The organism is Kitasatospora sp. MAP12-44, from assembly GCF_029892095.1.
Classification (GTDB): domain Bacteria; phylum Actinomycetota; class Actinomycetes; order Streptomycetales; family Streptomycetaceae; genus Kitasatospora.
On the sequence record NZ_JARZAE010000004.1, the window covers coordinates 2535268 to 2548938 of the forward strand.

A 13671-nucleotide genomic window follows, 5' to 3' on the forward strand; every position below is an offset into this window, starting at 1 on the left:
TGGCTCAGTGCTGCCCACGCTACGAATAGTGCCATGGCCAGAGCAACTGAAGCCCCTCCCTGTCCGGAGCGGAGTCGAGATGGCATCATCCAGAACAAAACTCCAGAAAAGAAGAGAATCCCCACGGCTGCAAGGATCCACATGATCCCGATCGGAAGCGAGTTCAGCTCGAAATAGGAGTCAGCCAGAATCATAATTCTAGACTATACACGGTCCTCCAGGTGGCGGCTAGCCTCATTTTGGAACCGATCAGGGTTCCCAACTGTGAAGCGGAGGCACCCGATTGCTTCGGAATGGGGGGCCTCCGATGCCGTCATGAAGCGTCAGCCGGCCCAGTTATAGCTTCTGAGCACAGTCCACGGGTTCCAGGATCCCTCGCCAACGTTCGTCGGAACAGACTCCGCCACGCCGGCGGCATTGACTGCACGATCGAAACTATTGGCATAGCCGGACGCAAGGCTCGACGCACTGAGCGATGCCCTTGCCCCGGGAAGGGCTGCCCTCGCAGCAAGGGCATCCTTCTTTGTCAGAGGATTCCCGGAATTCTTTAGCCTTGCCTTTGCGGCAAGCTCGCTGACTGCATTCTCGGCAGATTCTTTTGCAGATGCCCGCACCACGGAGCGTATGGACGTACCAAAGCCGGCCACGCCCAGGAGCGCCCCTCCAGCATCGGCATAAGTCTGCCACTGATCAAACGCGCCGGATCCATTGTCTGTGAAATCGGTGGCTACATTCCAAATGCTCCCCACCGTAGCGAGACCGTCGACGGCCAGAGACAGTCCAGCAGTAATGGCATCGACGCCGGGTATCCACGAAGTGGCGATCGCGAGGGTTGTCACGAATGGGGCAGCTGCTCCGGCGACATTTACGACACCGTGGAAATCGTGCCCTACACAGCCCCAGAAGCCATGGCATGCAGCTTTCTTGACAGGATGCGAGACAGTAGGACGGGTGGGCTGATGGACGACGATCGGTGAGCAGCTGTCGGTGTCGCCGCAGCTGCCGGGTCCGTGGCCGCCGGCGGCGGGTCCTGCGTTGGGGTCGCAGGCGGAGTCGCCGTTTTGGCCGCATTCGGAGCGTAGGCCGGTGGGGTCGGAGCCGGTGATGGGGTTGTTGCCGGCGTAGTCGTAGCCGTTGGTTTGGGTGGGGTCGGTGGTTTCGAAGATGGGGTCGGCGCTGAGGAAGCGGCCGGTGGTGGTGTCGTAGACGCGGGCCCCGAGGGTTTCGAGGTTGGTGGTGGTGTCGTTGTGGCCGTTGATGTAGCCGTTGTCGCCAGGCCAGGTAGTGGGGGTGGTGCCGCGGGTTTGGCCGAAGGGGAGGTACTGGCGGCGGGTGACGGCCTGGGTGCTGGCGTCGATGGTGAGTTGGTCGGTGCCCTGGCGGTCGGGGGCGAGGTAGTCGACGGTGTTGTTGCTGGTGCGGACTGCGGTGGTCTTGCCGCCGATGGTGTAGGAGCGGGTGCCGGTGACGGTGGTTCCGGTCAGGACGAGTTGGGTGTCGCCGGCGTAGAGGGTGGTACTGGCGGGGTCGCGGCGCAGGAGCTGGTTGCCGTCGGCGTCGTAGACGTAGGTGGTGAGGCCTGCGGCGGTGGTGTCGCTGGCGAGCTTGCCCTGGTCGTTCCAGGTGAGGGTCTGGTTGCCGAGGGCGCCACCGTTGATGGTGCTGGTGTTGCCGGCCGCGTCGTAGGTGTAGGTGGCGGTGTTGGCGGTGGCGCCGGGGCCGGTGGCGGTGGTGTTGGTCAGGGTGTGGGGTTGGTCGGTGCTGGATCCCGCGGTGGGGTACTGGTAGGTGGTGGTGGTGTCGTTGGTGGTGTTGCCGGTGGTGTCGTGGTCGGTCTGTGTGGTGCGGTTGCCGGCCGCGTCGTAGGTCCAGGACTGCCAGTAGGGGGCGATGGGTCCGCCGACGGTGGCGCTGTTGCCGGGTGTGGGGGTGGCGGTGCAGTTGTCGGTGGCGGTCCAGGCCTGCTGGGCACGGGCGGCGTAGTCGTAACTGAAGCACTGGGTGTCGGTGGTGGTGGCGGCGTTCTGCTTGTCGGTGGTGGAGACGAGCAGGCCGGCGCCCTTGGAGACAGTGGCGTTGGTGTAGTTGTAGCTCAGGTCGTCGATGGTGCCGGAGACGGTGGAGGCGCTGGTCTGGATGTCGGTGATGTCGCGGGTCTGCGGGTCGTAGGTGTAGCTGGCGGTGGCGAAGTTGCCGGAGGTGCCGAAGGAGTACTGGACGGGCTGGCCGTACTCGTCGTAGCCCACCGCGCGGACGTAGTCGCCGCTGCCGGAGCTCATCGTGGTGGGCTCACCGAACTGGTCGTACTGGTAGGACAGGTTCTCGGCGGGCAGGCCGCCCTCGGCGGGGTCGTTCTGGTTGGTGAGGCGGCCGGTGAGGCTGTAGCCGTAGGTGGTGGTGTATCCGGCGGTGGGGACCAGGGCGGTGCCCTCGCCGGTGAGGTTGATGCGGTTGGCGGCGGGTTTGCCGAGGTTGTTGTAGGCCAGGACGGTATTGGTGTAGGTGTCGCCGTTCGAGTAGGAGGTGGTGGCGGTGGGCAGGCCCTTCTTCAGGGTGTCGTAGGTCCAGGCGGCGACCTTGTTGGCGGCGGAGAGCGTCTGGGTGGTGGTGGTGTCGTAGTTGGCGGTCTTGCGGCCGTCGAGGTCGTAGGTGGTGGTGGTCTGCTTGCTGCGGGCGTCGGTGGAGGTGGTGAGCTGTCCGGCGGCGTCGTAGGTGCTCTGGCTGTGGCCGGTGTCGGGGTCGTAGGCGTCGGTCTGCTGGCCGAGCAGGTTGTAGTTCCACGACCAGGTGTTGCCGGCCGGGTCGGTCTCGGTGGCCTGCTTGCCGGCGGGGGTGTAGGTGTACTTGGTGTCGGTGTAGTCGGCGGCCGGGTCGTTGACGTAGTCGGTCGGCATGCCGGTCTTGTACTGGATCAGGTCGGTCTGCTGGCCGCGTGCGTCGGTGACGACGGTGGTGGGGGTCTGGCCGGCCGGGGGGACGGTGGTGGTGAAGTTGCCGCCGTAGCTGGTGGTGGTCTGCCAGGTCTGGGTGCCCAGCGCGTAGGCGATGGCGGCGGTCTTGCGGCCGGCCTGGTCGTAGCTGTAGCCGGTCTCGGAGGGGACCTGGCCGACCTGGGCCTGGACGTAGGTGGTGGAGACGGCACCGGAGTTGTAGTACGGGTCGGTGGTCTCGGACTGCCAGCCGTCGGTGTTGTACATCGTGTCGGTGATGGTCCGCCCGCCATCCACGGTCTGCGTCTGCGTCTCACGCGTGCGCAGCATCGCGTCGTAGAGGGCTTCGGTCAGGCGGTAGGAGTCGTCGTCGTTGAGGGTGTAGGTGTCGACGACGGAGGGGCCGCTGTTGGAGACGGTGTAGGTGTACTTGAGGTTGGGTGGGCTGGGTGCGCTCTGGCCGGGCTGGTAGACGGCGGTGAGGCGGCCCAGTGCGTCGTACTGCTGGGTGGTGACGTAGCCGGCCGGGTCGGTCTTGACGAGCGGCAGGTCGCGCAGCGGGTCGTAGCTGGTGGTGGTGGTGTGGCTGAGCGGGTCGGTGACCGCGACCGAGGTGGGTTCGGCGCCGGTGGCCGGGGTGTAGGCGGTGGCGGTCTTACGGGCCAGTGCGTCGTAGGCGGCGGTGGGTCGGCCGTACTGGTCGACGGTGGTGGTCTGCATCGTCGTGTAGACCGGTGTCGAGCCGGTGTAGGACGTCGCGTGCTGGGTCATGGTCGCGTCGCCGATGGTGGGCGGGGCGCCGAGGGTGGTGGAGGAGTCGTAGAAGGTGAGGTCGTCACTGACCGCGTTGGCGGGGAGTGACGGGGTGGTGGAGCAGTTGACGGAGACGGTCTTGGATTCGGCGGTCTTGTCGAGGATCCAGGCCGTGGTGTTGTCCGCGTAGCTGACGGTGGTGCACAGGTCGTCGGCCGTGGTGGAGGTGTCGCCCTGGTCGTTGGTGGCGCTCACGCGGCCGTAGGCGTCGTGGGTGTAGTCGGTCTCAGTGGTGCGGGTGCTCCCGGAGGCCAGGGGCGTGTAGACCTTGCTGTCCGCAGTGCCGGTCAGGAAGGCCTGCTGAGTGGGGAGTCCGCCGGTCAGGGCGTGGGTGGCGGTGGCCGCCGACGTCCAGGGGTCGTCGATGGTGTCGGTGACGGTGGCGGAGCCGTTGAACTCCTGCGTCTCGTACGTCGATCCGGCGAACTGGTCGGAGTCGGTGACGGCCGGGTCGCCGCGGGAGTCGGCGACGGTGGCGGTGCGGGTGCCGGAGTTCGGCAGGGTGTCGCCGTTCATGCCCCGGAAGTAGGTGTACTGGGTGCGGGTGACCGGGTCGGGGGCGGTGCCGGTGGAGACGGTCATGCCCTGGTAGCCGCGCCACTGGTCCCAGGTGCGCTGGGCGGTGGGGGTGAGCGGGTTGTCGTTGTAGTGCCAGGCGGGGCTGCCGACCGGGGTGTAGCTGGTGACCACGGTGTCGTTGGCGGAGCCGCCGGTGGGGTCCTGCTCGGTGACGGCGGTGACGATGAACTTGTTGAACCAGTCCAGCATCGGCGTGGTCTGCCCGGTGGGTGTCCAGTAGTCCGGGAAGCAGAGCGAGCCGTTCTGCGAGGCGTCCGAGGGCGTGCCGCCGGCGCAGGCCGCGCTGGAGTAGCCGACCGTGATGTTCTCGCCGGTCTCGGTGGTGATGCCGGTCAGGCGCTGGCGGGTGAGCGGCGGGTAGCCGTTGGTGACGTTCACCCGATTCGACAGCGGCCGCCCGGTGAAGACCACCGCGGGCAGCGCGATCGAGCTGCCGCCACCGCTGGTGTCCTGGCCGGTGTGGGTGATGGAGTTCAGCCACAGCGACGGCGTCGTGGAGTCACCGGTGGCGGGGAAGGAGTACGTCAGCGCCCAGGAGTCGACGGGCGTCAGCGTGGAGCCGACCAGCGCCGAGGTCTGCACCCCGGTCAGCTCCTCCTGGGACCAGAACGTCGGCGACTGCGTCTGGCAGGCCGCGCCACTGGCGCAGTTCAGGTCGTAGGGGACGTCGGGGAAGTTCGCCGCCGTCGAACTGTTCAGCGTCGAGGGGTCGCAGCCGGTGGGGGAGGTGTTGCAGCGCCCGTTGACGGTGAAGGACACCTGGCCGGCGGGCTGGGTGGCGTAGACCTGGCCGGCCCGCTGACCGTACTGGATCTTGGAGAGGTAGCCGCCGCGGGTGTAGGACGCGCTGGCGGTGGTGGTCAGGTCGGGCGCGTAGGAGCCCTGCTCGGTGGTGTAGAAGTACGAGACCGCGTCCTGGTGGGTGTCCACCACGTAGTCGAGGTTCCACCGGTAGGCCTGCTGGCACGAGGAGTTGGCGAACGTCGCGTTGTAGCAGGGCTGGCCCGCGGCGGTGGCGTAGACCGGCTCGGTCCACACCGAGTTCGTCACCGCGTTGCCCGACGCCCAGCCCGGCAGCTGGTTCATACCGAAGTAGTACTGCGTGCCGTCGGTCGTCGTGACCCGGAAGTACTCCCCGCCCTGCGCGCCGTTCGCGGCACCGGTCAGGTAGTCGATGCGGTCGTTCGAGTCACCCTGGGCGCGGTAGGTGCCGGTGGTGTCGTCCTTGACCAGGGTGGTGGTGTTGCCGTTGAACGACAGGGTGAGGGTGTTGCTGTTGGACCAGCAGTTGTCACCGGTCTGGGTGGGGCCGGCCGGGTTCTGGCTGCACGAGGCGTAGGACCGCTCGATGAAGGACTGCGGCAGCTGCCAGCCGTCACCCACCAGTGAGGCCTGGTTGTTCGTGGAGGACGTCAGCCCGTCCACGCCCTGCGAGTCGTAGGACAGGCCCAGCTTCGGCTCCAGCCCGCCCGGCACCGCGGGGGTGGGCAGCTGGTAGGACCAGTCGAACGCGTCCGCGGACCCGCCGGCCTGCCAGGAGCCGGACGGCTTCAGGCTGGTGGCCGTGAAATCACCACCGCCCCCGCCCGAACCCGAGCCGCTCGCGGCTGCCGCCAGCACCATCGGCGCCGCCGCCGCCCTGACCGCGAACGCGCTCGCCCCCGCCGCCTTACCGCTCTGCGCGGTGGTCTGCGTGGCGGCCGGTGGGACCGCGAGGTCCGCCTCCAGACTCTGGCCCTTGACGTCGTTGTGGAAGGCAACCGGCGTCTCCACCCGGCACGCGGCCACGTTCGGTGTCGTCAGCGCACACGCCGGCAACTCCACCAGCGACAGCCGCGAGGCCCAGTCGCCACCGAAGGCGTCCTGGAACTGACCGTACGACAGCGCCACATGCGCCGCCCCCGACACAGCAGCGGCATCACCGCGCTGCACCGACCACAGCACACCGTTCACGCCCACCGCCGAAGCGGCCGCACGCGGCGCCACCGTCACCTGCACACTCGACGGCGAGGCGGCCGCCAGCGCCGACGGGCTCAGCGGAACCCCCTGCGCACGCCCCGCCGCTGGAGCGACCCGCACCGGCAGCGAACCGGCCTGCACCGCCGCACCGGCCTTGCCACCGGGGGCCGCCAGCACGGCGGCCGCACTGCCCGACGGCCAGACAGTCTTCGTCGGCTGCCACTTCGGCATCGGCTTCGGCTGCTGGTAGTGGCCCTTCACCGCCGCCACCGGTATCGACTTGTCATGCGCCACAGCCGGCGCCGGATGCACCCCGGCAGCCAAAGCCACCGGCGCCGCCACGACGCTCCCAGCCGTCAGCGCGCCCGCCAGCAGGGCTACCGCCCAGCCGCGAGCAGCGCCGCGCCCATTTTGTCTCCCGGTCGCCTTATCGCGTTTCCCCGGTCCGGCCCATGCCGAATCCCACAGTCCCCGCCCCTCGCCATCACAATGCCCGATGATCATGCCAGTCAGAGCGCGACCGTATCAGAGAGGAGAAGTTGGTGGAGACTATTTTTCTGGCAGCCTTCGCATGCCTATTCCGCCAGCCGGAAAATGCCACCTGTGAAATTTCCAGCCTAAGGCGACAAGGCGCTAGGGGTCATCTCATACCCTCACTGACCTGCCACTTTTGGCGACAATCGCGCCAGATGGTGCCATATCGGACGCACCTTGCCCCCTTATTTGCCAGCACCGTATCGTCTCGACCTGCACCCGCTGCGATCCGTCGCATGAGGGGCTTTGTAAATGTCTAGCAAAGAGGATTTCGTGCCAAGTAAAAGCAGCAAAATGATCGGGCAATTCCCGGTCGGCAAAAAAGCGTCAGCATTCGTGGCCGCGGGAGTGCTCGCCTCCACCGTGTTCGGCGCGACTCCGGCCGCGTTCGCAGCCACCCCGGGCGCGCCCGCGGGAGCCGTCCCCATCCATGCGGCGCCCGCGGCGCCCGCTCCCAAGCAGCCGACCAATCTGTCCGCGATGGAGAGCGGGCAGGGGCCCACGGTGGCGGAGAAGGCGGCCATGGTCGCCGCTGCCGCCCAGGCGCACACGAGCGGCAAGCCGGTCGTGGTGGACGCGCTGACCACCGAGAGCCAGCAGGTGGTGGCGCAGCCCAAGGGCGGGTTCGCGCTGACAGGTAGTCCGAAGCCGGTGCGGACGAAGGAGTCGGGCGTCTGGAAGCCCGTCGACACGACGCTGCGCAAGGGCGCGGACGGCATGCTGTCGCCGGTGGCGACCGCGTACGGCTCGGTGCGGTTCTCCGGTGGCGGTAGGGCTCCGCTGGCGGTGACGTCCTCCGGTGGCGCCAGCTACTCGGTCTCCTGGCCGACCGCGCTGCCGACGCCGACTGTCAGCGGCGGCACGGCGACGTACGCGGAGGTCCTGCCGGGCGTCGACCTGACGGTGTCGGCCACCGTGAGCGGCGGCTTCAGTGACGTACTGGTCGTCAAGAACGCTCAGGCCGCGAAGAATCCGGCGCTGGCCGGGCTCAAACTGGCCGCGCAGGTGGCCGGTGGCAAGCTGGCCGCCGCCAAGGCACAGGACGGGGTCGCGGTCACCGGCGGCGCGGACGGCGCGGTGCTGGAGTCGGCCACGCCGATGATGTGGGACTCCAACACGACCCTGCCCGCCGCCGCTGCTCCGCAGGCCAAGAGCGCGGCGCGCGCAGGCGCCCTGACTCAGAGTCAGGCGGTGACTGCCAAGGTCGCCCCCGATGCCTCGGATGCCGCCCATCCCGGCGCCGCCGCCCGCATCGCCGTCGTCGCCACCAAGGCCGACGCCCACTCGCTGACCCTGATCCCCGACACCAAGTTCCTCACCAACGCCGCTGCGGCGTTCCCCGAGTTCATCGACCCGACGTTCAACTGGCACCCCGCGTCGGCTAATTCACCCGCCTTCGACGAGGTGAAGCAGGGCTCGCCCTGCAACGGCAGCTCACTCTTCAACAACTACAGCTCCGCCGGCGACGGCGGCCAGCTCGGCGTCGGCGTCAACGGCTGGAGCACCTGCCAGGGCATCATGCGGACCTACTACCAGTGGTCACTGCCGACCGTGATCTGGGGAGCGGACATCAGCTCCGCAACGGTCAACGCCACCAAGGTCTACTCCGCGTCCTGCAGTGAGAATCCGACCGTCTCCCTGCACTGGGCGGGCGGCATCGGCTCCGGGACGGACTGGAACAACCAGCCCGGCTATGGCGGTGATATCTCCAGCGCCCAGTTCGGCCCCTCCTACAACGCCAACTTCTGCCCGGGTAACGGCTCGGTCACCCACAGCCTGGACGTCACATCCCCGATCGCGCAATCCGCGTCCGGGCACTGGGGCCAGTTCACCGCGGCCCTGACCGAGGACTCCTACGAGTCCTCCGGCAACGACCTGGGCTTCTCCCGCTTCTCCTCCAACCCGAGCCTGCAGATCTTCTACAACCTGCACCCCAACACCCCCGGCGCCAGCGACCTTTCGGCCGTCACCGGAGCGGACAACGCGGGCTGCGCCACCAGCACTCCGTACCCGTACATCGGCAAGACCATCGCCTCCAACACCCCCGTCCTGAACGCCCACATCTCCGACCCCGACGGCGACGCGCTGCAGGCCAACTTCAAGTACTGGGTGGACGGCTCCTCCAACACCGCCAGCGGCCTGTCCGGCGACAACCTCGCCAACGGCAGCACCGCCGCCTACTCCCTGCCCTCCTCTTTCATCTCCTCGCTGAGCAACGGCCAGACCGTCGACTGGCAGACCCAGGTCACCGACGGTGAGGCCTGGTCCGGCTGGTCCCCGGTCTGCCACTTCACCGCCGAGCCCAGCGGCCCGGACAACCCCAGCGTCATGCCCAACCCCACCTACCCCAACACCGACAACGGCGGCAAGACCGGCGCCCCCGCCGGCACCGCCACCCAGTTCGTGCTCAACGGCGCCACCAACGGCGCACCGGCCACCAAGTTCATCTACCGCCTCGACCAGCAGCCCGCCACCAGCGGCACCCCCGCCAACCAGACCGCCACGATCACCAGCAGCGGCACCACCGCCGCCACCCCCGCCGCGCACTGGCAACTCGCCGACGGCAGCGGCAGCACCGCCGCGGACACCGCCGGCGGCAAGCCTGCAACCCTTGCCGGCGGCGCGAGTTGGACCACCACCGACCCGACCCGCGGCACCGCACTCACCCTCAACGGCACCAGTGCACTGGCCGCCACCACCGGACCAGTGCTGAACACCGCCTCCTCCTACTCGGTGTCCGCCTGGGTCAAGCTCGCTGACACCTCCACCTTCCGCACCTTCGTCTCCCAGGGCGGTGCGAACGCGGCCTCCTTCTACCTCCAGTACTCCCCCTCGGCGGGCGGCTGGTCCTTCGTCTCCCCGAGCATCGACAACGGGGCCGCGCCGGCCTTCTACTCCGCGTCCACCACCAGCGCCCCGGCGCTGAACACCTGGACCCAGCTGACCGGTGTCTTCAACTCCGCCACCGGCGCCATGAGCCTCTACGTCAACGGCGCCCTGGCCGCCACCGGCACCAACCCCAGCCCCTGGAACGCCACCGGGCCGCTGGCCATCGGTGGTGTGAAGCTGGCCGGCGGGGCCACCAACAACTTCGCCAGCGGAGCGGTCAGCGACGTCCAGACCTACTCCCGGGCACTGACCGCCGCCGAGATCAGCACCGCCTACTCCTCCCCCTACGCGGCCGTCAGCCTCAACCCGCTCGCCGCCGGCCCCCACACCCTGTGGACCGCCGCCCTCGACGCGGCCGGCGACCTCTCGGGCATGAGCGCCTACCGCTTCATGACCTCAGGTCACCCCAACACCACCTGCGCCACCCTCGTCGCCTGCCTCAACAACGTCGCGATCAGCTCGGACTCCAACATGGGCCAGGCTTCGGCGGACGGCGGCGGCTACAGCTACTCCGCGAACGACCTGGCCAACGCCGGCTGGAACTCGGGCGGCAAGGTCACCGTCGACGGTGCCACGTTCACCCTGCCCGCGTTCGGTAGCGGCCAGGCGGACAACGTGCTGGCCGCCAACCAGACCGTCAACCTCACCCCGACGCCCACCAGCACCGGCAGCGCCCTGGTCTTCCTCGCCTCCACGACCAACGGCAGCCTCGCGGCGCCGGGCGCCGTCACGAACGACGCGGCACCCTATGTGCCGGCCGGCACCGGAGTGTCGGGCACGTACTGCTTCGACTCCACCAACCCGGCGGCGTACTGCCCCGCCAGCGGCGTGATCACCTACACCGACAACTCCACCCAGCCCTACTCCCTCGTCGTCCCGGACTGGATCAGCGGACCCGCCTCGCTGGCCGCGGTCAGCCTTCCGCACTGGAACAACCCCGCCGGGCAGTCGACAGCGCAGAGCCCGAAGATCTACCCGTTCTCGGTGCAGTTGCAGGCCGGGAAGACGATCGCCTCGGTCACCCTGCCGGATGTCGGCACGCAGCCGGCCAGTATGGGTCTGCACGTCTTCGGCGTGTCCACCCGCAACACCACCACCGGCACCGCCGAGGTCAACGGCACCAGCCCGGCCGCGCCCAGCGGGCAGTCCTGGACCGCCTCTTGGGGAACTCCGACCGAGGGCAACTACTCGCTGGCCGGTCAGAGCGGCAACTTCGCCAACCAGACCATCCGCGTCAACGTCAAGCCGTCCGTGTCCGGTAACACCCTGCGGATCAAACTCGACAACGCCCTGACCAACCTCCCCCTGGTGGTCGGCCACGCGACAGTCGCGGTCGCCTCCAACGGCACTTCGGCGGCGGCGGCGGGTGCCACCACCAACCTGACCTTCGGCGGCGGCGCCGGCGTCACCGTCCCCGTGGGCGGCATGGTCTACAGCGACCCGCTGCCGTACACCGTCACCTCCAGCAAGAACCTCCTGGTCTCCTTCAGCTTCACCAACTCCATGCCGACCATGGCCATGAACCCGTGGGCCAACACCGCCTACTCGTTCCTGTCTCCCACCGGCTCGGGCGACCAGACCACCGACACCACCGGCAGCGCCTACTCCGGCGCCTGGGGATCGTTCACCGACTTCCTCACCAACCTGGACGTCGCCACCACCAACGTCCCCACCCAGGCAGTCCTCGGAGACGGCCTCGTGGACCCGGGCCAGCCCGGCACCGCACCCGTCATCTCCACCACCGCCGTCCACCTCGCCGCCGACCTCGCAGCCGCCCAGTCGTCCTCCGCCACGCCGTCCAGCACCATCGACGAGAGCGTGGTGGGCGACCAGGTCATGCAGGACAACGCCGTCGGCATGTACGGCGGACCGTCCGCCCTGTCCCGGATCGACCGCGACATCCTCGACCAGCCCGGCCTGACCACCGTCGTCCTCAACCAGGGCCTCCAGGACCTCCTCCACGGCCAGAGCGCCGACAACATGACCGGCAACGCCTACACGCAGTTGCTGGGCTACCTCAGCAACGCCGGTATCGCCATCGAGGTGGTCGGACTGACTCCGTGCGACGGCTACACCGGCGACAAGGCCACCGACAACAGCGCCAACGACCCGTGCACCAGCACGGTCGACCACAACCGCACCACCGTCAACACCTGGCTCACCGGCGCCCTGGGCTTGGCCTGGTACAGCACCCCGGCCCTCTACTACATCAACCCTGACACCGCTGTCGGCACGCCAGAGACCAGCAACGGCGAAACGAAGCTCAACACCAACGCGGCCGCCGGCACCGACCATGTGAACCTCAGCACAGCCGGCTACGGAGCCCTCACCTCCGCCATTCTCGGGGCGGTGGACAGCTGGCAGCTCAACGACGGCGCCATAGGCGGGGGCACCGCGAGCGACACCGCCTCCAACAGTGGTAATACCTACCTCGCCAACAACCCCGCCATCGGGCAGGCCCCCCTCACGCTGAACGGCGGCTACAGCTGGACGGCCGACCCCACCAGAGGCACCGTCCTCAGCCTTGACGGCACCACCGCCTACGGCAGCGGCACCACCAGCAACGGCCCCGTCCTCAACACCGCAGGCAGTTTCACGGTGTCCGCCTGGGCCAACCTCGCCAGCACGCCCACCGCTAACGCCACCATCGCCTCCGAGGACGGCACCCAGAACTCGGGCTTCTACCTCCAGTACAACGCCGCGGTCAAAAGCTGGTGCCTGACCACCATGGCCAGCGACACAGCGACCTCCACCGGCAGCGGCCTGTCGCCCTGCTCCACCAGCAACACCACCCCCGGCACCTGGACTCACCTGGTCGGCGTCTACAACGCCACCACCCAGACCGCCCAGCTCTACGTCAACGGCACCCTCGCCGCCACCACCACTGGTCTGACGAACTGGGCCGCCACCGGCAACTTCACCATCGGAGCCGCCCTCTACCACGGCACCCGGACCGACTACTTCCCCGGCATGATCAGCGGCGCGCAGGCCTGGAACTACCCCGTCACCGCCCCCCAGGTCACCGCCCTTTACCAGCAGATCAGCAACAACCCCGGCAGCAGCCAGGCCGCTCCCGGGACCGAGAGCGGACAGACGCGCAGCGCAGGAGCCACCGGCACCTGGGGCAGCCCGTCCTTGGCTGCGACGATCCCCGGAGCCACCTCGGTCAGCTCCGCGGGCATGCCCAACGGCGACACCGTCTACATCACCCTGGCCGGCGGCCAGGAGTACGCCCAGTGGCACTACGCGAACGCGACTCCTGCCTGGAGCCCCGTCACCCTCATCAACACCACCAGCAGCACCGGCGTGCGCTACACGAACATCAGCGCCGTTGCGGCCACCGCGGACGGCACCGGGACGCTCCAGATCCTGTCCCTGACCGGTGGCGCCCTTGAGCACCAGACCTGGACCGCCAAGGCCGGTTGGAGCTATCTCAACTCCCCGCCCGGTGGCGCCACCAACGTCACCGCGATCTCCGCGGCTGGACTCAACGACGGCTCCGCGCAGTTCATGTCGGTCGTCGGCGGGGTCGAGTACCACCAGATCCGCAACGCCGACGGCACCTGGGGCGGCTACAACATGCTCGGCAACTCCGGGGTCACCGCCGTCGCCGCAGCGGCCCTGCCCAATGGCAGCACGCAGTTCCTGTCCGTCGTCGGCACGGTCGAATACCACCAGATCCGCAACGCCGACGGCACCTGGAGCGCCTTCGGCCTGCTCGGCAACTCCGGCGTCACCGCCGTCTCGGCGGCCGGCGACGCTGACGGGAGCACCCAGTTCCTCTCGGTGAGCGGCGCCACCGTCCACTGGCAGATGCGCAACCCCGACGGCACCTGGAGTGCCTACACCCCGCTGCCCAGCTCGGTGAGCGCTGCGACCATCGCCGGCTACCCCGGCGCAACCGCGAGCAACGGCTGGGACAACACCACCCAGCTCATGACGATCGACTGACGCTAGACCGCACCAC

2 protein-coding genes are annotated in these 13671 nt (G+C 68.6%); one reads left to right on the plus strand and one right to left on the minus strand.

Annotated elements, in window-relative coordinates:
- Window positions 1-323 precede the first annotated feature (323 nt).
- Entirely contained in the window at window positions 324-6575 is a 6252-nt protein-coding gene (locus tag P3T34_RS11915) for an RHS repeat-associated core domain-containing protein (RefSeq protein ID WP_280666004.1), read from the minus strand.
- A gap of 534 nt (window positions 6576-7109) precedes the next feature.
- On the opposite strand from P3T34_RS11915, the gene P3T34_RS11920 reads away from it, so the two are divergent.
- Window positions 7110-13655, plus strand: a complete 6546-nt coding sequence (locus tag P3T34_RS11920; RefSeq protein WP_280666005.1) for a LamG-like jellyroll fold domain-containing protein — start codon at window positions 7110-7112, stop codon at window positions 13653-13655.
- Window positions 13656-13671 lie beyond the last annotated feature (16 nt).